This window comes from Aquirufa nivalisilvae (assembly GCF_003143535.1).
GTDB classification, from domain to species: Bacteria; Bacteroidota; Bacteroidia; order Cytophagales; family Spirosomataceae; genus Aquirufa; species Aquirufa nivalisilvae.
The window spans coordinates 2240351-2261567 of record NZ_CP029346.1; the positions used below are offsets into that span (position 1 = coordinate 2240351).

Here is a 21217-nt window from a genome sequence, read left to right on the forward strand (position 1 = left end):
TACCAAATTGCCAATCCTATGAATCATTCACTTCCAGCGTCATTATCTTTTCTTCGTTCAGAACTTCCCTCCCATTGGGTTGGACTTGGAGTAATTCAATTACCGAAGCGTAATTTCTTCCAGTCGATCGGTGATTATTTTGCAGAAAAATCAGGAAAACAACGAATTTCATTTGTGGTAGTCAATGAGGAATCCTTAAAGACGCTTCATTATCAAGGTTCTACGTTGATATCATCCGAATTTGTCGATATCCACAATTTGGACCATTTCTATTTCTCGGAAGGTAATACTTCTGATGGATTAGTTTCTTTATTCAATTGCGAAGCAAGTGTCGTGGTTTCTAAAAACAAAAAAGGGGATTTAAAACTTAAAGATTATTTCCTCAAAATCATGCCTGCTTTATTGGGCGAAAATGCAGAGCCGATTCGCAAAATTGAAGATATACAATGGGCTCAAGAGAGCAAAAAGCACATTGCTGAAGTTTTAAAACATTGGCCTGAACAAATCAAAGCAAGAAAAGACAAAGAAGAAGCGGAAGAAAAAGAAAGATTAGCCCAAGAAGCACATATTAGTTAATCCTCGGATTCCACTTTCTTTGCCACTTTTAGTTTCAGTAAATCCTTCGAATTCAGTGCAACTAAGCTAACAATTACTAAGGTTGCCGTAGCTCCAACCAAAACCGATGGAACTGTTCCCATCATTTTGGCCATAACTCCTGATTCAAAAGCCCCAAGTTCATTCGAAGAACTAACAAAAATTCCATTCACAGAAGATACCCTACCCCGCATTTCATCGGGCGTATAAAAGCGTAAAACGGTTTGTCGGATTACTACACTCACCGAATCAAATGCTCCAGTAAAAAATAAGGCAACCACGGATATCCAAAAATTAGTTGATATTCCAAATACCATGGTGGCAATGCCAAATCCAGCAATAGCTATAAGTAAATTTCTCCAGGCCTTTTCCAAAGGTGGAAAATAGATCATGAAGGCCATGGATATCAAGGCCCCAATGGAAGGTGCCGCTCGTAAAATACCCAATCCTTCAGCACCTACTTTCAGTATATCCTCTGCAAAAATCGGTAAGATGGCAATCACACCTCCAAACAAAACTGAAAACAAATCCAAGGAAATAGCATACAAGATAATTTTGGTTTTAAAAACATAAACAATTCCCTCTTTTAAGCTTTGCCAAATGGATTCATGGGTAACTGCTTTAGGAGGAACAGGCCTTTTCTTAATAAAAAACAAACAGGTCATCACCCCCAATAAAAACACAATCACCGTTTCTAAAGAACCTGCTAATCCCAAATAGGCATACAGAAATCCAGCCATACCAGGACCTAAAATTGCCCCTAATTGCCAAAAAGAACTATTCCATGTGGCTGCATTCGCAAAAACTTCTTTAGGAACTAAGAATGGGTTTAGGGATGATGCCGCAGGACTAAAAAAACCTTTGGCCAAGCCAATCAGAAAAATGACAAAATAAATCGTATAAATATGAAAATCAGGGCTTTGTGAGTCTAATTGAAGACTTGAATAGAGTAATAAAAAAGATCCAAAAATGATGACAGATAAAGATATTTGCATAATCTTTCGCTTATCTCTGTTATCAGCATAATGCCCTCCAAATAACGCTAAAGAAATATAAGGAATCACTTCCGCCAAGCCGATTAAGCCTAAGGCCAAAGGATTATGAGTAATTTTATAAATTTCATATGAAACGATGACTTCTTGCATCAACAAAGCCATGGTAAATAACGTATTACCTACAATGAAAGCCCTAAATTCTGGGAATTTTAATGCGCTGTAAGCGTCCTTATTTTGAAAAAAACTCATAGGCGAAATAGAGAATAGGACTACAATAAGCTAGTTCTCCCCAAATGCGAGATGCTAACTTGTTTTTTGAAAAGTAATGAATCCAACTTTGTATGGCAAATGTAATGGCAAATGGCACAAAAGTGATTTTTTCATCCAAGTAAAATAGTACAACTATGAATAGTAATAAAAAAAGCACTTCAATTCCAATTAAAAGATACTTCCAATAAGGCCATCCTACATTCGTATCCCCATACTCTTCCAATTCCCATGCATTGAACATGATTAAATTTTGCAGGACTAACAAAAATAGACTTGTCCCCAATATAACAGTCCTTTGAGTTGTTGGTATGCGATACCAAGTTGTAGCTCCTACTCCAAGGGTATAAATTAAGGCCGTCATAAATTCCTTGCTGAAAGGAATTCGACTAAATGCTCCAAAATACCACAATACCCAATAAATCAGCAGGATGAAGCACAAACTTAAGCCGAAATAAATTAATGAGGGATCTAAAACTCGTAAACTCAAGCCTCCAATCAGCAGTAATACAAATACGATTATCTTAATTAAGTTCGCATATTGTGATTGGAATGAATGACGCTCATCTTGCAGAACACCTTTTTTCCGATCTATCATTCGATCGATGAGGTAAATTCCCCAAACAGCACATGCCAAGGAGATTTGTTCTGACCGACTAGGCATTTCTTTTAAAAATAGTTCGTGCAATAGGGCTTGAAAAGCTAGAGTGCCACAAACAACATCGAAACTTAATAAGTGGGCTATTTTAATAAACCGCATCTTGTTGGATTTGAACTCTAATTTGATCTCCTACAGCTAATTTCCCTAAACTCTCTGGAACAAACTGCTGTCCAAAATATACCTTGTTCCCAATCTTGCGAATTTGGGACAATGCGCTTAATACTTCTTTGTGGATTGTCCCTTGCTTGGGATGGACTGTGATCAATTGACAGCGAGCACAAGGTTTTGCTCCAAATAACAACACATCCCCTATTTGGATTTGCTTCCAAGTATCTTCCTCAAAGGCCTGAGTTCCTTTTACAATAATATTGGGACGAAACCGTAAACGATCAACTGTCTCCCCTAATTGACTCTCCAACGCCTCAAAAGAGGCCTCAGAACAAAGTAAAATGGGTAAAGCATCGGCAAATGAACTTTCTTTAGATAATGAAGTTTGATATTTCTCCTTCATTAAGCGAGGAGAAGCATCATCCAAATGAACTAAATACACTTTCTCCTGTAAGATTTGACTAAACCATTCAGACCAATTATCGAGTACGATACGGGCTTCTACTTGATCATCCCAAATTTCTACTGACATAGCATCGCCCAGTTCAACCGAGTGATGCAATATTTTAGATTTTCCCAACTCCCTATCTTCCACCAAGAATCCACTCGGGTCAAGACTTAATTGAAATCGCGTTAGATCTGGAAGAGTCCGCTGAGTAATAAACTTTCCTTGCTCATCAACCAACATGTATCGCCGATCTCCAGCAAGGCCTTGAACCTCCAATTGAGCCTCAGGCAAAGCTAAAGCTCCTAATGATTTGATAGGATAAATATAGAGTTGTGTTATTTCTAAAGTAGGCATAAAACAAAAATAGCTAAAAACAGATCAAAATAGCTATGGGTACTTGTGTGGTATGTGTATCGAAAAATGCTTCAAAATCACTATGTTTGTTAATTATATATGCCAAATAGATTACCTTATGAAGATATCAGGCCTAAGCTTTAGCCTCCTAGTTGCGTTTTCAGTAAGTATATTTCCATCTCAAGCACAGAAAAACTTGAGTTTAGAAGATGCGATTCAACAAGGATTACAGAACCACTATTCGATACAAATTGCCAAAAAAAGAGAGAAACAAGCTCTTAATGACAATACATTAGGTAATGCAGGGTTTCTACCAACCATTACCGGGAACTTCAACAAAAACTATACCATTTCTGGCTTAGATCAGGAGTTTTTTGGGGGCTTACGTGCTCCTTTAGTTCAATCAGGTGTAAACTCCAACTCTTCTAATACAGGTGTCGCCATGGTGTGGACCTTGTATGATGGAAAAGGAATGTTTATTCTAAGAGATCGTTTTAAAGAATTGCAAAACCTAGGTGCAAAGCAAACTGAAGCTACCATCGAAAACTTAATTGCTTTAATTAGCGCTTCTTATTACGATATCATTCGTCAAGATTTACGTGTCAATAACTTCAAAAAAGGATTAGAGATTTCTAATGACCGCTTGAAATTAGCCAAAGATCGTTTTGAAGTGGGCCAAGGTTCAAAAGTGGATTTTTATTCAGCACAAGTTGATTATAATGAAGATAAAGCTCTATTATTAGCTCAAGAGCAATCCTACTTAAGCACTAAGATTTATTTCAATACACTTTTGGTTAGAGAGCACATGATCGATTTTGATGTAGTTTCAACCATTGAATTATTGCCAAAATTGAAATTGGAAGAATTAAAGAATCAAGCTTTACAGCAAAACCCAAATTTGATTTCAGCTCTTTTAAACAAAAAAGTAGCTGACATGGATATTAAAAATTTACAAAGTCAGCAACAACCTGTCATTGACTTAGTTGCTGGATACAACTACAGTACAGTTAACAATGGAGCTGGTTTTGGTGTTTCCCGAGGAAGTAGTGATGTGATGAACTATGGTATTCGTGCCTCCATCAATATTTTTGACGGCAGCAATCAAAAGCGTCGTATCCAAAATGCCAAAATCAATGCAGAAATTGCGGATTTACAAGTTTTAGACTTGAAAAATACCTTGGTATCTAACATTGAAAAAGCCTATGTTAATTATGAAAATGCCTTAAATTTAATCAACCTGGAAACAGAAAATTACGGCATAGCTAAGCAAAACATTGACATTGCTTTTGATCGATTCAAAGTTGGTATTGCGACTTCCTATGAATTAAGAGAGGTTCAAAGAAATGCAGTAGCAGCGGAGACTCGTTTGATTGAAGCTAAATTTGCAGCTAAAACGGCTGAAATTGAATTAATTAGATTGAGTGGAAACTTGCTCTAAATCTTGCTTTTCTTGATTTAATTGTTGCTGATACAACTCGTAATAACTTCCCTTCTTTTTCATTAAGGTAGTATGCGTTCCGTGCTCTACAATTCTACCTTCATGCAATACAAAAATACGTTTCGCTAATTTGGCAGATGATACCCGGTGAGAAATAATCAGGCAGGTTTTACCTTCCATGATGTGTTTCAAATGGTTCAATATCTTATGTTCAGTATGTGTATCCACCGCTGACAAACAATCATCTAACACCAACATTCCTGGATTTTTGGCCAAGGCTCGAGCTAAGGAAACGCGTTGTTTTTGACCTCCAGATAAGGTTACCCCTCTTTCACCCAAAATCGTATTAAATCGATCTGGGAATTCCATGATGTTATCATATACATCAGCATACTTGGCAGCTTGCTCTAAATCTGCTTGATTTAAGTCTGCTTGTCCAAAACGAATATTCTCTGCGATACTCGTTGAAAATAAAAAGACATCTTGCGGTACAAAGCCTAGGTTAGTACGAACCAATTCCATATCCCAATCTTTCAACTCTATCCCATCCAATAATATTCTACCAGCCGTTGGATCATAAAAACGAGCCATCAGAGCCGCTATGCTACTCTTTCCTGAACCTGTTGTACCGAGTAATGCCACAGATTCACCTGGCTCTATTTCCAAATCTATATCACGCAACACCGTCCGATCTGTACCTGGATAAGTAAAATCAACATGTTCAAATGTCCATCGACCCTGAATCTTTTGTCGGATTTGTTTCCCCACCAACAGCTCAGATTTCACTTGCAAAAACTCATTGATTCTACCTTGCGAAGCAGCTGCCCGCTGAATTTGAGAACTGGTCCATCCTAAAGCCGTCACGGGCCATGTTAGCATAAATACATACATGATAAACTCTGTGATATTACCAATCGAGATTCTTCCTGCCATCACTTCTTGCGAACCTACATATACCACTAAAAGTGTAGAAAAGCCTACTAGCAATGAAATCAAAGGCGTAAACAAGGAATCCACCTTCACCAAGTCCAAGGATTTCTTGCGGTAATTTGCCGACGCATCTGCAAAGGCTTGAACAGATTCTTTTTCCCGCACAAATGATTTTAAAACGCGAATTCCTGAAAAAGCCTCTTGAGCGAAAGTAGAGATCGTTGATAGACCCGCTTGAATTTCCTCCGATTTCCTTAAAACAAGGGAATTGACATAATATATACTTAAGGATAATATAGGAAGAGGCAATAAGACATACCACATCAAAGTTTGATTGACATGCCACATATAGTAAATGACCAATACAAATACGCAAATGAGGTTAAGACCATACATCATACTAGGGCCCACATACATACGTACTTTACTTACATCTTCAGATATACGAGCCATCAAATCACCCGTATTCTGCTTTCTATAAAACGACATAGGCAGAGTTTGGTAATGCGCATAAATTTCATTTTTCATATCATATTCGATATGACGCGACATCACAATAAGCGTTTGACGAACTAAAAACAAAAAGACTCCTTTAATCAAGGCCATTAAAATAATTAATCCACCATAGAAAAATAGGGTTGCTGCAAAAACCTCATAAAAGGCTCCTTGAAGAGAAAATTGCTTGAATAGAAAATAAACATCAATGGTCTCTGTCACTAAATCCAAGGCATAACGCACGAGTTGTGCTGGGACTACACCAAAAAAATTAGAACAAAATGTAAACAGGATACCTAAGAATAGTAGCCATTTATACTTCCAAAAATATTTATTGAGGTGACTTAGTGCGCCCATGCTTAATTTACTTCTAACAAAGATAGAATCTTTATCAATTAAAATCCTTAATTTTGTGTTTCAAACAACAAGAACGCTCTTTTTTTTCGGATGGTAAACAGAAGATTACTTCGGGTGAAAGCATTTCAGCAATTGTATGCTTACAACACGCAAGAACGTGCCCAATATCAATTGGCATTTGATGAATTAGCTGTTATTTTTCAGCCAGATTTATCACTCATGGTGGCTAAAGAGGAACAAGCTCCTCGACTAGAAGGCCTAAAAAAATTGGCAGAAATTCAATTAAACGAGTTTTTTCAAGAAATCCCAACAGAAGAGAGTATACCACCAGAATCTTTGGCTGCGGCCAAATCGGTTTATCGAACCTATCAAAACAATACCAAAAAAATTGCGGAAAAGTTAAAAAAGGACATGGTGAAGGAAGTAGAGTCCATCTACAAACAATACCTAAAAATCCTATTTTACTTACAACATCTATCGGACATTGCCGTTTGGGATGAAAACCGTCGTTTATTAGAAAACCCCATTAAGACATCTCAGCTGAGCAAAAACAAAGTCTTAGCTATCATGCCCAAGTGGAAAGCTTTGCAACAAGCATTTGAAGATCAGCACATTGGATGGTCTGAAGATGAAGAAAATAGAATTAAAAAATTGTTTTTAGATGTAATCCTATTGGATCAAACTTTTGTCGACTATCTTCCTCAAGCTGGAAAAAGCTTTGAAGATGACATCGAAATGATTCGATATATTTTAAAAACATTTATTCTAAAACACTCGAGTATGACCGAGTATTTTGAAGAAAAAGATTTAAATTGGCATCTTAATAAAGATGTAGTTAAAAGTTTATCGACCAAAACATTTAAGGTTGATGCTCTAGAAGATTTAAGCTTACAGCCTTTAGCTCTTCAATGGGATGATGATAAATTATTCTTCGAAGAGTTGTTTGAAAGCACCATTCAAAACGACAAAGATTTAGTGCTCTGGATTGGTGATCAAACAAAGAATTGGGAGTCGGATCGTTTGGCCATGGCTGATTTTATTTTGTTAAAAATGGCTTTGACAGAAATGATTAAATTTTCTAGTATACCCGTTAAAGTAAGTATTAACGAGTACATTGAATTAGCAAAAAATTACTCTACACCCAAATCAGGGCAATTCATCAACGGTATCCTAGATGTGATTTCTCTGAGATTGATACACGAAAAAATAATTACTAAATCAGGTCGAGGATTAATCGACATAGCTAGCAAATAATATGAGTAGATCATCAAAATCCTTTTGGGCATTTGTCGTAGGAGCTGCCACAGGTGCTATTATCGGAATTTTATATGCCCCTGATAAAGGTGAGAATACACGTAACAAATTGTATTTTCAATTAAACAAATACAGAGAGCAATTAAAACAATTGATCAATGATATTGTAGAAGGCAAGGAAGTTCCAGAAACTCTAGCTAAATCAGAAGGCAAAAAGGTAGTCAATGACACCAAAGTGAAAGCTGAAAAGTTGTTAGAAGATGTGGAGAAAATGATGAGTCAGATTAAAGCGAAGCCTTAACATGAAGTATTTCGTTGCCATATGCTTTTTATGTCTTTTATCCTGTACGAACAAACAGAAAGAGGCGAGAAATTCGACAGAAGAATCCATTCCTATGGAATTGAGACCTTCCGTTGAAAAGCATCCTGTGATGAAATTTGATCAACCCAGCGTTTACCTAGGGAAAATTACTGAAGGTGATAGTATATCATATACCTTTCATTTCAAAAATGAAGGAAATTTGCCTTTAAAGATTTTAACGGTGAACGCATCTTGTGGATGCACAACCCCAAAATGGAGCAAAGAATTGGTACAGCCCGGTAAAAAAGGCTTCATTAAAGTAAGCTTTGATTCCAAAGGCAAAGAAGGGAAAGTACAAAAAACCGTTACTGCCTACGCTAACACCATGCCATCAGATAATATGGTGGCATTTAAAGTTGAAATTGAAAGAAAAAAATAAACTATAAACGAACAAAATGGCTAACAATCCTCAAATCATGCAAATCTTCCTTTTTGGTGGAATCTTTGTGGTATTTTATTTTTTCATGATTCGTCCACAACAAAAAAAGGCGAAAGAAGCGAAAAAATTCATTGATGAATTAAAAACTGGTGATAAAGTAGTAACGATCGGTGGAGTACACGGAACAGTGGTTTCCATACGTGAAAAAACATTGGTAGTAGAGATTGACTCTAGCAAAGGGGTTCGTGTCGTTTTTGAAAAATCAGCTATTTCAAAAGATGCTTCTTCTCGCTTAACTGAAGAGTAAATCCATGGAAAAAAGCCTTCGACCTTTAATAGGTATCACAGGCGGAATGGGATCCGGCAAATCAATCATTTGTCGGATTTTTGCTTGTCTAGGCATTCCTATTTTTGAGGCCGACAAGGTGGCCCACCAATTGATTAATAGTGATCCTACTATCCAACAGAAAATCATGGGTATTTTTGGTAAGGAAAGCTTTAATGAACATGGAAATTATAACAAAGACTTTATTCGTGGTCAAGTTAAAAGCAACCCCGATTTATTGTCGGCTTTAAATCACATCATTCACCCTGCTGTTCGTGAATCCTTACAGCAATGGGCTCTCATACCTAGTTCTGAGCCTTTCAAACTGTATGAGGCAGCCCTTTTGACGAACAAAAACAAACCAACCTATATTTCACAATTAATAGCCGTTGATTGCCCAGTAGATGAACGCATTGAACGACTACAAAAACGAAACCATTTAACCTTTGAAGACAATATGAAACTGTTACAAAACCAACCTAGTCAGGAACAATACAATCAAGGTGTAGATTTAATTATCAAGAATGGCAAAAATGACCGCGTATGGCCACAAGTAGAGGCCATTTTCAAGCGCTTATCCATCATCTTGATTACCCTCTTACTTTTCAGTCAGACAAGTATGGGACAAATCAAGGCCATGACTTTCAATATCCGCATGGATACTAAATCTGATGGGATAAATCAGTGGTCCAATCGTAAAGATCACTGTGCTGAATTAGTTAAATATCATCAAGCTGATATTATTGGTATGCAAGAAGCATTTATTCATCAGATCAAAGATTTTGCGGAAAGATTACCAGGCTTTGCTTGGTTTGGACGAGGACGTGACGACGGGAAAGAAGAAGGTGAATTTTCTCCCTTATTTTACAATACCAAGAAGTTTAAAGTTTTAGAACAAAAAACATTCTGGTTATCAGACTCTTGTGATAAAGTAGGTTTTGGCTGGGATGCCGCCTGCAGACGTGTAGTTACTTGGGGACATTTTCAGGACTTGAAAACAAAAAAGAAATTCTATGTATTCAATACTCACTTTGACCATTTGGGTAAAATAGCTCGCAGAGAAAGCGCTAAATTAGTGTTAGCCAAAATCAAAGAAATCGCCAAAAACAACCCTGTCATTTTATTAGGGGATTTCAATGCCAAGCCAGATGATGAACCTATTCAAATCTTAGTTGATCCTAATAATCCAGATAGATTAACCAATTCAGAAAGTATCAGTAAGCTAGGCCATTATGGACCAAAGAATTCGTTCAATGCGTTCAAAGAAGAAAGAGAGAATAGTCAAATCGATTATATTTTTGTGAAAAACGGAGTTAGTTGTGAACAACATGCCACCCATTCTGAGACTTGGTCGAATCGATATCCTACAGACCATTTCCCAGTAAGCGCCACCCTCCGAATCCCTTAAATCGATTTGGGTTTTATGGCCTCAAATTGTAACTTGCAGTATGGAAAATTTTATTGTTTCTGCGCGAAAATACCGTCCTACCCAGTTTGATTCTGTGGTGGGTCAGAGCCATATTACCACCACGTTGAAGAATGCCATTAAGTCTAATCACTTAGCACAAGCATTCCTATTTTGTGGTCCTAGAGGGGTGGGTAAAACCACCTGTGCTCGTATTTTAGCCAAAACCATTAACTGCGAGAACCAAAGTCCAGAAGGTGAAGCCTGCGGAACTTGTTCTTCATGCCAATCTTTCCAAGAAAATACCTCGCTGACTATACATGAACTTGATGCGGCATCCAATAACTCTGTAGATGATATTCGAAGTCTGATCGATCAAGTTCGTTACCCGCCTCAAAATGGACGTTATAAGGTATACATCATTGATGAGGTTCACATGCTTTCTGCACAGGCATTCAATGCCTTTTTGAAAACATTGGAAGAACCACCTTCCTATGCCATTTTTATCTTGGCTACTACGGAAAAACATAAAATCCTACCTACCATTTTATCGCGATGCCAAATATTTGATTTCAATCGCATCAAATGGCAGGATATGGCCATGCATTTGGCTTCCATTGCTGAAAAGGAACATATTTCAGCTGAACCTGCTGCTTTGGAATTAATTTCCATCAAAGCCGATGGAGGTTTGCGTGATGCCTTGTCGATGTTTGATTTAAATGTCACCTTTTCGACAGATAATACCTTACGTCATAAAGCCGTTTTAGAGAATTTACATATCCTAGATAGCGACTATTATTTCAGCTTAACGGATCATTTATTAGAACAAAACCACACAGAAGTTCTTCTCTTAATTGAGGAAATTATGCGCAAGGGTTTTGATGGGATGCAGTTCATTTCAGGCTTAATGGAACACTTACGCTTATTGCTTTATGCCAAAGATCCCAAGACCTTAGCACTAATGGAAATGAGTGAAGAGACCAAGGCTAAGTTTAAAAAACAGGCGGAATTGACCAGTACTTCTTTTTTACTCTCCGCAATGAATATATGTGCGCAGTGTGAAGTAAATTATAAAAGTGCCAAAAATCCAAGATTGCATTTGGACTTGAGTTTACTAAAAATCAACTATTTAAACTCAGTATTCAAGCCTAACCAAACACCTGTGGTGGAGGACGGCGCTGGAAAAAAGCTTGAGGCTTCGGCCAATTCCACCCTTGAAAAAAGTGTTACAACATTACTAAATACTCCCTTAAAACCAGAAGTACCGGTTCTGGAAGTTCCAAATCCCCTGAAAGAAATCAAGGAGGAAAAAACGGAGCTACCTGAAAACATCCAAGCTAGTCCTGTACCGAACCGTCCAAGCATTCAATCTTCCGGATTGCGAAGTGCTAAAAAATTAGTTGAAACCAAACAAGCGGAACAAAAGGAAGCTACCTTATTGACAAGTAGTGCCACGGGAGCAGAGAATAAGACTTTTACTTTAGAAGATATTAGTAAAGAATGGTTCCGAATTGCTAAGGCTTATGAAGCCAATCAAGACATCAATAAATTTGTCATGATGAATCGGCCAATCGAACTAATAGGTACAGTTTTACATCTAAAAGTAGAAAACGAATTACAAATACAGCAGTTTAATGAAGCCATTCGGATGGAAGTATTAAACCAACTCCGCTCTTCGCTGCATAATTTTGATATTGACATCGAACTCGATATCCTTGTTCAAGAAAAAAGTGATAAAAAGGTATTGTACACCCAATCAGATAAGTACGAATTCCTTTCCGAGAAGCATCCTATTTTAGTAGAAATGAAACAAAGGATGGGATTGGACTATGAATTTTAAAAATCGATGGATATATGAAGTTGACCTCCTAGACCTACTTCTACTATTTTCTTCAAGGTCGACAATCGAACTTCTTTCACATCATTTTCAATTTTAGAAATATATGATTTCGTAGTCCCTACTTTCAAAGCTAATTCTTCTTGGGTTAATCCCTGATTTTTTCGAGCTTCATGAAGTAAGAAGCCTAATTTGAAATGCTGATATCCTGACTCAAATTGATCCCTCGAATTGTTATCCGAATTACCATAGTTAGATTCAATAAATTGATCTAAACTAACAAATTCACTGTTTTTCGTTTTCATAAAACAATTTAATTTTTAGTGCTTTAATTATCTCTTTTCTTGGAATTCTTTGAGATTTCTTCTGAATTGCATGGGTAATCACTAAGGAAAAACCATCTTGAAAACAAAATATTCTAAAAATATCGGTGCCGACTTGAATTCTGATTTCATATATCCCTTCAGCTGAAATTAATTTTTTAAAATATACAATTGGTATCCACTCTAATTCTTCAATTAATCTAAAAGTCCACAAAATCTTATCTTTTACTTGCTTAGATTGATTTTGAAAAAAATATTGAAATTCAATTGAGAATATTTTAATAGTCCGGTATTTCCTCATTGATTCTTAACAAATTTAGAAAAAGTTTCACTAAAGTGAAACTTTTGTTTTTCTTGAAATTATTTAAAATCAAAAAAAAGAAACAAATAGGACAAATACCTTCATTGTATTAAAGTGAGACTTAATTATCAAAAAACTGATAATTTAAACATCGAAAAATATATGGTAATCACTTAAAGCATATCTCGCAAAGTCAACATCGTCTTCCAATTTCGTGTGGTAGCTGACACCTTCAGTTTATTCTCTAAGAAATTATTGCTCAATTTGGCGTTTCCATAACCTTTTGGAACATATAAATAAACTGCCCGATCAATGAGTTGATAGGTTTCTTCTTGAAAGGCAAAACTTGCTAATTTTTCCACGTTTTCTGGCAATGGCTCATTCGCTAATAAACTCACATACAATTTAGCTTCATCCAGATTATCCCTCGTTACAAAGGGATTATTGGCAATAATTTGATTCCAATTGGGCACACCAAAGACCTGAACGTCTACCTCAAATCCAAATCTTTCTAGAATAGCCGAATGGATTTTTTCAACCATTTCATTCTCCCTTAAATCCTTACTTTGATACAACACATTCCCACTTTGGATATAGGTCTGGACAGCCTCAAACCCTACTGATTCAAACATGGCTTTCAAGTCCACCATCTTGATCATCTTCTGACCAGACACGTTTATTCCTCTCAACAAAGCGATGTATGTAGCCATTAAAATTGAATTAAATATCCCTCAAAAAATTAAATAATATTGCTAATTTGACCTTCAATTAATACTTACCAAAAGTAACCACTAAAAAATATGAAAAGTAAATTCAACTGCCCTAATTGCCACAAAGCCCAAAATTTAAAATATCTATTCCTTGTTCATAAATCCTTAAAATGGAAATGCCCACATTGTAAAATTGAAATTACACCAAAAAAAGCATCTCCTATTCTAAGTGTTTTGATAGCAATCAGCTTTTATGTTACATGCTTTATTCCTTTAATAATTTTGAAATGGAATATTGTCAATTCAATTCTTTTAGGTGTGATTAGCGGGCTTTTTACTTATTTGATAACGCTAGTGTTCTATTTATTCACCAAGGAAATCGAATAATTTATAAATTATCATAATAGGTGAAATCCTGCACTATCTTACCATTTTCAATGCGGAAAATAACAACTATGGGCAATTCAAATTTCTTTTGATCGGCTCCAGTGCCTGTGGAAACAAACTCCACCGTCACGTGCTTTTCTCCAGATGGATAGATACTAAGCACTTGATCATGTACATCTGGAAACTGCTGTTGCAAACCAGTATACTCCTGCACAAACTGGGCTTTCGTCTTTCTAATTACCTTCATCCCTGAAGTTGGATCTTTAAACGCAGCCGAGTCAACATACATCTCCGACAAAGCCTTCCAATCATGCTGATTAAATAATGTAAAATACTTTTCAATGAGCTCCTTATTCTTTTCCTCAATATTGGATGATGAACTTTGGCATGACACAAAAAACAAACTAACTACAAGAAGTGCACATATCTGTTTCATCGTTTATTAATTATAGAGAACGTACATAATTTGCCAAAGCTTCTACCTCACATGCCCGTTTCCCACTAGCACCCACTTCTCTGTCACCAATTTTTCCAATGCAAATGGCCCTCGAGCATGCAATTTTTGTGTTGAAATACCAATCTCTGCTCCCAATTCAAAAACTCCCCCATCGGTAAATCGAGTAGAGGCATTCCAATAAACTGCGGCGGCATCAATGGCCTGCAAAAAATAATTGGCCTCTGCCTCATCTTCGGTTATAATAGCTTCCGAATGGCGTGAGGAATAATTGGATATATGTAAAATCGCTTCTTCTGTACTATCAACTACTTTAATGGAACAAGCAAAATCTAAAAACTCACGACCAAAATCTTCTTCGCTAGCCTCAAATAAGTAAGGATAAGCCTGTGCCTTTAACAAGGCATAAGAGCGAGGATCAGCATGAATCTTAACATGGTATTGAATAAAATCATCTTGAATCAAACTCAAAAAACGTGATAATTTATTCGCATGAATGACAATGGTATCCAAAGAATTACAAACAGATGGTCGAGTGACTTTGGCATTGACTACTACTGGTACTGCTTTTGCCAAATCTGCCGTTTCAGCCACGTAAGTATGACAAACCCCTGCACCTGTCTCAATAGTTGGCACCAATGATTCTCTTCGTACTCGTTGAATTAATGCATCAGAACCTCTAGGAATGATCACATCGATGTATTTAGTAGCTGTTAGCAAAGTGCTAACATGTGCTCTGTCAGTAGGCAAAAGGCGAACTAACTCCTTAGAAAATCCATTTTTTTCTAGCGCCTGATGAATCAAAGACACCAAATAAGAATTACTATGCCAAGCATCTGTTCCACCTCTCAAAACGGCTGCATTCCCCGAACGAATACAAAGAGCTGCCACATCAATGGTGACGTTAGGTCTAGATTCATATATAACTCCCACCACACCTAAAGGCACAGCTAGCTTCCGTAAATGTAAACCATTCTTCAGCTGTTTCTCTAAAATAACCTGTCCAGAAGGATCTGGCAATAACATGATATCCCGTAAACTATCAGCCAACGATTGAATGCGCTCTTCCGTTAACAACAAACGATCGCGCATGGGATTATTAGCATCATAATTTGCCAAATCTTGCGCATTCGCTTGAATAACCCCTAATTTGTTCTCTTCCAAAATAATTGCCAAATCTGATAAAATGGCATTTTTCTGATCACTACTTGCCATCGCCAAAGAAATGGCAGCATGTCTTGTTGCAGCTAAAGAAGCTAATAGTTCACTCGTATTTTCCATGAATTAATGTAGGCTAAAAATCGTAACCAAATGACAAATAGGTTACTGGTGCTTTAATTTCTTTATTATCCATACCAAAGGCATAATCCAACTTAATGAAATAGCCTAATAAATAAGCCCTTGCTCCTAAGCCATAACCTACTAGGAATGGATTCCTAAAATCAGTTACTGTGGCTAAGAATGGATTGGTATTACCTCCGTATGTATTCGTATTGAATCCATTGGTTCTAGCAAATGGATTGGAACCCGTCCAGGCGCTTCCTATATCTGTGAATCCCGCAAATTGGAAAGAATTCATGAATCTAGATTTTGAAAAATCTGGCCCCATCAAGGATTTCAATGGAACACGCAATTCTAAATTCAACAAAATATGACTCTGTCCAGACAATTTATTCACATTAAAGCCGCGCAAAGGACTCGCCACATCACTCATAAATACATCTCGTTGAGCAATTCCCGCCGTTCCCATAGGGTTTTCTTTATTCCTACTTTCTCGTTGAATAAATAACCAATTATCTACCCCACCTAACATCGTTTGGGGTGCAGCAGAACCTAGTGCATTAGAAGCAGATAGACGTGCTGCCAAAATAAAACTATTCGTCAACTTCAAGTATCGACGCATATCTAGTCGGATTCGACTAAAATTCTGGGGTAATGCTAAACCTGTTTGGTATTCCGCAGAAAGGTTCATCCGAAATCCTGTTCTTAGATTTTCATCCAAATGTACCGTGTTGTCAAATGTATATTCCAATTTAGCTCCGGCATAGGTAGCTAAGTTTTCGGGAGTCGTTAGACTAAATTGATCTATTGCCCGATTGGAACTGAAAGATCCTGTAAAACTTAGTTTACTAAAAAGATTAAATGGATAGACACCTTTCACTTCAATGCGATTGAAGCGAACTTTCTGTGAAAAGCTTTCATTTTCTTGATCCAGCACCTTCCTGTCAAATCGAACAAACCAATCTACTTTATTGGCTAAATAGCCATATTCCGCCCACAAATCAGCATTACGTAAATTGGACGTCACAAAAATCCCAGTTCTCACCAAATGATTCTCCAAAAGATCATTCATCTTAACTTCGAAAGAATATCCCAATCCTCGAATGGGATCCACCATAAAATTTCCTTCTGATTTATTAACCACAAAAGAGTTTTGATAATCCACTGGCCCCAATAATTTACCGGGATCTTTTCTTAATCGCTGGCTTTGTTGCCTTAATTCTATCCTAGCTCTCCGTTGATCAGCCCGACGCATTAAGGGTTTGTCTACACTGTCTTTAGTCCCCTGAATACTAAGATCTGTTTGTGGAGTTTCAGTAATTTGAGGATACCATCGACTCTGTCCAGCGCTAAGTACGTAGCCCACGGGATATGTGCTGATCATTTGCGTCAGCATATCATTTTGCCGCACCACAATCTGATCTTTAGCCCACTCAACTGATCTCCATGGACCTGAGCGCGCTGCATTTTGATAGAAAGTAGTATCTGCCCAACGTAAACTAATCAAATTCGTTCCTGATGTTTCTTCACTCAGAAAAGTCCAAACAGAATCTGATACTTGTCGTAGATTGTGGATGTATCCACGGTGAGCAAAAATACGGTTCGGATTAGAAGGTTCATCCGCTTTCCAATGATACAATGAATATATATCTTCTTTAGATGTTGTTGGCTTCCAAGTTGAATCCACATACTTTTCCGTAATATAGGCTACATCATTCCCATTATTCCACCAATGAGCCTCTATCTCATCATTCGCATCTTGGGTCACTGCGGTATACCGATTTCTTCTTAAATCATAAATACCCACATCCACTTGTCCATTTCTAAGAGCCCTTACGAGCATGCGCTGACCGTTTGAAGCAATCTCAAAATCCAAGCAATTCAAATCAATCAATTTCTTTTTAGATTCAACGCGTAGGCTGAATTTATTAGCTGTCAAAGCCGAATACGTTTGCAAATAGGAATTACCTTCAGCACTATAAAGAATGGATAATGCATTGGATTTACCCCATGATAAAAGTGGACCTCGGTCCGTTGAAATTCTTTCTGAATCTTTCAGACCAGTTTGGAAAATACTTTGAGACCTTTGATTACTTAAATTCATCAAATTCACTTGAAATTTTCCCGATTCACCTAAAACATAGGCTAACCATTTACCATCTGGGCTGATTTTAAAATCTCCTAAAATTTGATCATTCAGCATATCTACCGAAGTCAAATTTTTCAAACCATTCAATGCTACGGTATTGACCTCCTCTTGTTTGGATTGGTTCAAATAGTACTCAAACCATTCTCTTAAAAACTTGCTAAATGGTTTTTTGATTGTACTCGATATACTTGATTGTTCATTTCGAATGATGCGAGTCAAATTCAAAATGTTACTAACTGGTTGCTTCCCATAGGTTTTAACCAAATAAGCCCAAATAGAATGTCCTAACCAAATCGACTCTTTACCTTGTGCTAAATTAGGTTTACGCACACGGTTATTAACGACAACCTGATACATAAATTGATTCATTTCAGGCGAATCACCTTCAGCCATATAGGCGGCAATACCTTCAGAAAACCACTCAGGCACTGATAATAACAAGGAATTTTGAAGTGCATCTTTAATACTTCCCCCAAAAAGCATATCATTTACATACACTTTGGTGACCTCTCTCACTAGTTCCTTTTTGTACTCCGAAGTATTATTTTGAAATGCGATTTCAACTTTAAATTTGGCAAAATTTTCCGCCTTTGCCTCTTCGGCATTATCCAAACTTATTCCCGTATTGGATTGTATCCAATCTTGATGAGAAGGATAAACAAAGAGTTTGATTTTATTGAATGGACTATAACCTAAGATATCGGTGATTCGTGGAAATTCAGCTTCTAGTATTTGAATAGTACTTCTGGCTAAAGCTTCGTTTTTACCAAAATAATACACTTCAAAGTTTTGACTAGTGAAGAACTTCCAAACAAATTTCTGGTATTGGATTCGGGTTTTATCGAATTTCTTTTGACTAGGATAGAAATCTTGCCCGTGTAGCATGAAGGAAAAAAGCAGCAAAAACAATAGCAATATTCTTTTCATCCAGTTTTCTGATTAATAGGCAATTTCAATAAAACCAAATTTAATGATTTATGTGGAAAATAAATGGTAAAATCGACGAATTGATGCTTCGGAATTTATCTGCCTCTCACCTTTCCATTCCGATAGCCATTGTTGAGCAAAATAGGGACTTAAAGAAACTCCTTTAGAACCAAAACCATTAAATATAGCTAAAGGTAAATGAGGATGAAATCCCACCAAAGGCCTACGATCTTGGGTGGCTGGTCTAACTCCAGCAGACATTTCTATTTCCTGATATTCATTTATTCCAAATGTTTTTAGCTTAGCTCTTAAATCAAGCTGTGCTGAAGTACTTGCTTGATTTGAAAAATCATCCCACCGATAAGTGGCTCCTACTTTGAATTCATGATTTCCTAGTGGTAAGAGAAAACCGTTTTTATTCAAAATATAATCAGAAGAAGGTTCTTGAGATCTGATTTTCATCAATTCCCCTTTGGCGGGTAAAAAATTCAAATGACCAAAGAATGGATTATGTTGTTGTGCGTGATAGCCTTCACAAAAAACAACACAAGCATATGCCTGTCCTTGAAAATGCACCTCATCATCGAAAACCGTTAAATCAATTGACGGATTAATGACTATTTCCTTGATTATTTTTTTCGATTGAAAATAGCTTTTAGAATATGTTAATAAACTTTCAACATCCAACCAACCTGCTTTTTCTATCCAAACACCTTTATCTTCCCAGCAAAGGTATTCATTATGAATAGCCTCCTTTCTTTCTAATAACCAACTTTTCATTTCCTCATTGGCATAAGGTCGAAACAAAGGCATAGGATGAAATAATGAACAATCTAATGTTTTTTCTAAGGAAGCATAAAATGGAAAAAGGTAGCCAAATAATTCCTCTACTAACCAAGTTTTCTCAAGTTTTCGACCAGTAACAGGATTGAATATTCCTCCTGCAGCATAGGATGAAGTAAAAAAAGTCTTAGGAGCATCGACCATAAGAAATGGCACAGAAGCTTGATCCAAGGTATGAGCCAATATGGTTCCAGCCAGGCCTTGACCAACCAGTAAAATAGGAAGAGAATGCTTACTTTCCAGCATGCTGAACTCGTCGAACTTGTTCTAAGACAAAAGCTACTTGTTCATCCATGGATTTATAAGATGTATCTAAATCAATGGCATCGTCGGCACGTTTAAGTGGTCCTTCACTTCGATTGGAATCAATTTCATCCCGAATTTTTAAATTTTCCACAATTTGCTCAATAGGTAAATCCTCTCCTTTTTGCATTAACTCCAACTTTCTTCTTTGAGCTCGAATTTTAGGATCTGCTGTCATGAAAATTTTCACTTCTGCATTTGGAAAAACCACAGTGCCTACATCTCTACCGTCCATAACAACTCCCTTTTTTTTACCCATTTTCTGCTGTTGAGCCACCATGGCATGGCGTACTGTTGGAATGGCACTTACCTGACTTACTATATCAGAAATGTACATTTTACGGATTTCATTCTCTACATTTTCTCCATTCAAATAGGTATCTGAGGCTAGCCGTTCTGGATTAAATTCAAAAGTAATGTGTACTTCCTCTAAGGCTTTTTCAATAGCATTTAAATCATTACAATCCACTTGATTGCGATGAAAATAGAGTGCTACTGCTCGATACATAGCCCCTGTATCTACAAAAGCATAATGTAATTTAGCCGCAACGCGTTTGGCAGTTGTACTTTTTCCACAAGAAGAAAAGCCGTCAAGGGCAACGATAATTTTAGACATGAACGGAGTTAATAAACTTTATAATAGCCAAATGTACTAATTCTGGAGCTTCATAAGCTGCTTGATGTCCTACATTTGGGATTCGAACCAATTGATGAATGGAAGAAAGTTCCACCGCTTTTTCTACATCTTCCAGTGGAACTAAGGTATCTAAATCACCATGTATAAATAAAAAAGGAATCTGGGTCGATGTCAAAAACTCCAATCCAGCTGGTCGGTCGCGCATAGCTTTTGAAGCTGCCACTAAACCTGAGGCTGGAATATGTTGATATCGCTCGATTAATTTTCTGATGATTGAAGAATGCTGTTCAACAAAATCCTTTGAAAACAAATTGGGAACAAAAGGCCCAATAAAGGCTTCTGTTCCCAATTTTTGTAAAAACTCCATGGTTTTATTCCGGTTCAATTTCTTCTCCTCTGAATCAGCCATGGCAGTTGAATTCAACATCACCACGGATTTCACTTGTTCCGGAAATTCCTTGGCCAAGGCCAAAGCAACATAACCTCCCATCGAATGCCCAATAAGGTACCAAGCTTGGTCCTTGGGTAATTCTAAGGCAATTTTCTGAGCATATTCCGACATATCGAGGCAATCCTCCCAGCCTGCATAATTAGGTGCAATTACTGGATATGGCCAAGTATATGTGGGTATGAAATCATCCCAAACACGGTGATCTTCACCAAATCCGTGTAAACAGACGATGATTCCAGACAT

21 protein-coding genes are annotated in these 21217 nt (G+C 37.0%); 8 read left to right on the top strand and 13 right to left on the bottom strand.

The features are described from left to right. Positions 1 to 18 precede the first annotated feature (18 nt). On the top strand, positions 19 to 576 hold the full coding sequence (locus HME7025_RS09590; RefSeq protein WP_109323423.1) for a hypothetical protein: 558 nt from the start codon (positions 19 to 21) through the stop codon (positions 574 to 576). Here HME7025_RS09590 and HME7025_RS09595 read toward each other — a convergent pair. From HME7025_RS09595 to HME7025_RS09605, 3 genes are read right to left on the bottom strand one after another with little or no spacing between them, the layout of a single operon-like run. Beyond that, a complete protein-coding gene (locus tag HME7025_RS09595; RefSeq protein ID WP_109323424.1) occupies positions 573 to 1838 on the bottom strand; it encodes an MFS transporter in 1266 nt (421 codons plus the stop codon). The genes HME7025_RS09590 and HME7025_RS09595 overlap by 4 nt on opposite strands. Further along, positions 1819 to 2616: a hypothetical protein gene (locus HME7025_RS09600; protein WP_109323425.1), complete on the bottom strand. Its 798-nt coding sequence runs from the start codon at positions 2614 to 2616 to the stop codon at positions 1819 to 1821. The genes HME7025_RS09595 and HME7025_RS09600 overlap by 20 nt, the downstream gene beginning before the upstream one ends. Continuing rightward, entirely contained in the window at positions 2603 to 3427 is an 825-nt protein-coding gene (locus HME7025_RS09605) for an MOSC domain-containing protein (RefSeq protein WP_109323426.1), read from the bottom strand. The genes HME7025_RS09600 and HME7025_RS09605 overlap by 14 nt, the downstream gene beginning before the upstream one ends. 118 nt (positions 3428 to 3545) lie before the next feature. On the opposite strand from HME7025_RS09605, the gene HME7025_RS09610 reads away from it, so the two are divergent. Further along, positions 3546 to 4865 carry a TolC family protein gene (locus HME7025_RS09610; RefSeq protein ID WP_161956232.1) on the top strand — a complete coding sequence of 440 codons (1320 nt, stop codon included), beginning with the start codon at positions 3546 to 3548 and terminating at the stop codon, positions 4863 to 4865. Here the strand turns inward: HME7025_RS09610 and HME7025_RS09615 are convergent. Further along, positions 4836 to 6647, bottom strand: coding sequence for an ABC transporter ATP-binding protein (locus tag HME7025_RS09615; protein WP_109323428.1), 1812 nt, complete (start codon positions 6645 to 6647; stop codon positions 4836 to 4838). The genes HME7025_RS09610 and HME7025_RS09615 overlap by 30 nt on opposite strands. 90 nt (positions 6648 to 6737) lie before the next feature. On the opposite strand from HME7025_RS09615, the gene nusB reads away from it, so the two are divergent. From nusB to HME7025_RS09645, 6 genes are read left to right on the top strand one after another with little or no spacing between them, the layout of a single operon-like run. After that, positions 6738 to 7901 (top strand): transcription antitermination factor NusB, encoded by a 1164-nt coding sequence (gene nusB, locus HME7025_RS09620; RefSeq protein WP_109323429.1) that lies wholly within the window; start codon positions 6738 to 6740, stop codon positions 7899 to 7901. A gap of 1 nt (position 7902) precedes the next feature. Beyond that, positions 7903 to 8202, top strand: coding sequence for a YtxH domain-containing protein (locus HME7025_RS09625; protein WP_109323430.1), 300 nt, complete (start codon positions 7903 to 7905; stop codon positions 8200 to 8202). 1 nt (position 8203) lies between these two features. Next, positions 8204 to 8641: a DUF1573 domain-containing protein gene (locus HME7025_RS09630; protein ID WP_109323431.1), complete on the top strand. Its 438-nt coding sequence runs from the start codon at positions 8204 to 8206 to the stop codon at positions 8639 to 8641. A 16-nt stretch (positions 8642 to 8657) separates the two neighbouring features. Next, positions 8658 to 8948 carry a preprotein translocase subunit YajC gene (yajC, locus tag HME7025_RS09635; protein WP_109323432.1) on the top strand — a complete coding sequence of 97 codons (291 nt, stop codon included), beginning with the start codon at positions 8658 to 8660 and terminating at the stop codon, positions 8946 to 8948. 4 nt (positions 8949 to 8952) lie between these two features. Then, positions 8953 to 10374 (top strand): dephospho-CoA kinase, encoded by a 1422-nt coding sequence (gene coaE / locus HME7025_RS09640; protein ID WP_109323433.1) that lies wholly within the window; start codon positions 8953 to 8955, stop codon positions 10372 to 10374. 40 nt (positions 10375 to 10414) lie between these two features. Further along, positions 10415 to 12211, top strand: a complete 1797-nt coding sequence (locus tag HME7025_RS09645) for a DNA polymerase III subunit gamma/tau (protein ID WP_109323434.1) — start codon at positions 10415 to 10417, stop codon at positions 12209 to 12211. Here HME7025_RS09645 and HME7025_RS09650 read toward each other — a convergent pair. The 9 genes from HME7025_RS09650 to HME7025_RS09690 form a co-directional block, all read right to left on the bottom strand. Then, positions 12208 to 12513 carry a helix-turn-helix domain-containing protein gene (locus tag HME7025_RS09650; RefSeq protein WP_109323435.1) on the bottom strand — a complete coding sequence of 102 codons (306 nt, stop codon included), beginning with the start codon at positions 12511 to 12513 and terminating at the stop codon, positions 12208 to 12210. The two genes, HME7025_RS09645 and HME7025_RS09650, sit on opposite strands and share 4 nt — an antisense overlap. Further along, entirely contained in the window at positions 12494 to 12832 is a 339-nt protein-coding gene (locus HME7025_RS09655; protein WP_109323436.1) for a type II toxin-antitoxin system RelE/ParE family toxin, read from the bottom strand. Before HME7025_RS09655 ends, HME7025_RS09650 begins: the two co-directional genes overlap by 20 nt. 173 nt (positions 12833 to 13005) lie before the next feature. Then, positions 13006 to 13542, bottom strand: a complete 537-nt coding sequence (locus HME7025_RS09660; protein ID WP_109323437.1) for a DUF1697 domain-containing protein — start codon at positions 13540 to 13542, stop codon at positions 13006 to 13008. Between the two features lie 388 nt (positions 13543 to 13930). Next, positions 13931 to 14365, bottom strand: coding sequence for a nuclear transport factor 2 family protein (locus HME7025_RS09665; protein WP_109323438.1), 435 nt, complete (start codon positions 14363 to 14365; stop codon positions 13931 to 13933). A gap of 42 nt (positions 14366 to 14407) precedes the next feature. Then, the gene (locus tag HME7025_RS09670) at positions 14408 to 15664 is read right to left on the bottom strand and encodes a glutamate-5-semialdehyde dehydrogenase (RefSeq protein WP_109323439.1); all 1257 of its coding nucleotides are present in this window, start codon (positions 15662 to 15664) and stop codon (positions 14408 to 14410) included. A 13-nt stretch (positions 15665 to 15677) separates the two neighbouring features. Beyond that, the gene (locus tag HME7025_RS09675) at positions 15678 to 18740 is read right to left on the bottom strand and encodes a BamA/TamA family outer membrane protein (protein WP_154401958.1); all 3063 of its coding nucleotides are present in this window, start codon (positions 18738 to 18740) and stop codon (positions 15678 to 15680) included. Positions 18741 to 18788: 48 nt separating this feature from the next. After that, a complete protein-coding gene (locus HME7025_RS09680; RefSeq protein WP_109323441.1) occupies positions 18789 to 19829 on the bottom strand; it encodes an NAD(P)/FAD-dependent oxidoreductase in 1041 nt (346 codons plus the stop codon). Next, the gene (gene cmk, locus HME7025_RS09685) at positions 19816 to 20502 is read right to left on the bottom strand and encodes a (d)CMP kinase (RefSeq protein ID WP_109323442.1); all 687 of its coding nucleotides are present in this window, start codon (positions 20500 to 20502) and stop codon (positions 19816 to 19818) included. Before cmk ends, HME7025_RS09680 begins: the two co-directional genes overlap by 14 nt. Further along, positions 20495 to 21217 (bottom strand): alpha/beta fold hydrolase, encoded by a 723-nt coding sequence (locus tag HME7025_RS09690; protein ID WP_109323443.1) that lies wholly within the window; start codon positions 21215 to 21217, stop codon positions 20495 to 20497. The genes cmk and HME7025_RS09690 overlap by 8 nt, the downstream gene beginning before the upstream one ends.

What these genes read in the sequence shown, in the direction of transcription:
- coaE (WP_109323433.1), top strand. Translation starts at nt 8,953, where the DNA reads ATGGAAAAAAGCCTTCGACCTTTAATAGGTATCACAGGCGGAATGGGA.
- HME7025_RS09615 (WP_109323428.1), bottom strand. Translation starts at nt 6,647, where the DNA reads ATGGGCGCACTAAGTCACCTCAATAAATATTTTTGGAAGTATAAATGG.
- HME7025_RS09630 (WP_109323431.1), top strand. Translation starts at nt 8,204, where the DNA reads ATGAAGTATTTCGTTGCCATATGCTTTTTATGTCTTTTATCCTGTACG.
- HME7025_RS09670 (WP_109323439.1), bottom strand. Translation starts at nt 15,664, where the DNA reads ATGGAAAATACGAGTGAACTATTAGCTTCTTTAGCTGCAACAAGACAT.
- yajC (WP_109323432.1), top strand. Translation starts at nt 8,658, where the DNA reads ATGGCTAACAATCCTCAAATCATGCAAATCTTCCTTTTTGGTGGAATC.
- HME7025_RS09660 (WP_109323437.1), bottom strand. Translation starts at nt 13,542, where the DNA reads ATGGCTACATACATCGCTTTGTTGAGAGGAATAAACGTGTCTGGTCAG.
- cmk (WP_109323442.1), bottom strand. Translation starts at nt 20,502, where the DNA reads ATGTCTAAAATTATCGTTGCCCTTGACGGCTTTTCTTCTTGTGGAAAA.
- HME7025_RS09595 (WP_109323424.1), bottom strand. Translation starts at nt 1,838, where the DNA reads ATGAGTTTTTTTCAAAATAAGGACGCTTACAGCGCATTAAAATTCCCA.
- HME7025_RS09690 (WP_109323443.1), bottom strand. Translation starts at nt 21,217, where the DNA reads ATGTCTGGAATCATCGTCTGTTTACACGGATTTGGTGAAGATCACCGT.
- HME7025_RS09680 (WP_109323441.1), bottom strand. Translation starts at nt 19,829, where the DNA reads ATGCTGGAAAGTAAGCATTCTCTTCCTATTTTACTGGTTGGTCAAGGC.
- HME7025_RS09645 (WP_109323434.1), top strand. Translation starts at nt 10,415, where the DNA reads ATGGAAAATTTTATTGTTTCTGCGCGAAAATACCGTCCTACCCAGTTT.
- HME7025_RS09610 (WP_161956232.1), top strand. Translation starts at nt 3,546, where the DNA reads ATGAAGATATCAGGCCTAAGCTTTAGCCTCCTAGTTGCGTTTTCAGTA.
- HME7025_RS09655 (WP_109323436.1), bottom strand. Translation starts at nt 12,832, where the DNA reads ATGAGGAAATACCGGACTATTAAAATATTCTCAATTGAATTTCAATAT.
- HME7025_RS09590 (WP_109323423.1), top strand. Translation starts at nt 19, where the DNA reads ATGAATCATTCACTTCCAGCGTCATTATCTTTTCTTCGTTCAGAACTT.
- HME7025_RS09600 (WP_109323425.1), bottom strand. Translation starts at nt 2,616, where the DNA reads ATGCGGTTTATTAAAATAGCCCACTTATTAAGTTTCGATGTTGTTTGT.
- HME7025_RS09675 (WP_154401958.1), bottom strand. Translation starts at nt 18,740, where the DNA reads ATGAAAAGAATATTGCTATTGTTTTTGCTGCTTTTTTCCTTCATGCTA.
- HME7025_RS09605 (WP_109323426.1), bottom strand. Translation starts at nt 3,427, where the DNA reads ATGCCTACTTTAGAAATAACACAACTCTATATTTATCCTATCAAATCA.
- HME7025_RS09650 (WP_109323435.1), bottom strand. Translation starts at nt 12,513, where the DNA reads ATGAAAACGAAAAACAGTGAATTTGTTAGTTTAGATCAATTTATTGAA.
- HME7025_RS09665 (WP_109323438.1), bottom strand. Translation starts at nt 14,365, where the DNA reads ATGAAACAGATATGTGCACTTCTTGTAGTTAGTTTGTTTTTTGTGTCA.
- HME7025_RS09625 (WP_109323430.1), top strand. Translation starts at nt 7,903, where the DNA reads ATGAGTAGATCATCAAAATCCTTTTGGGCATTTGTCGTAGGAGCTGCC.
- nusB (WP_109323429.1), top strand. Translation starts at nt 6,738, where the DNA reads ATGGTAAACAGAAGATTACTTCGGGTGAAAGCATTTCAGCAATTGTAT.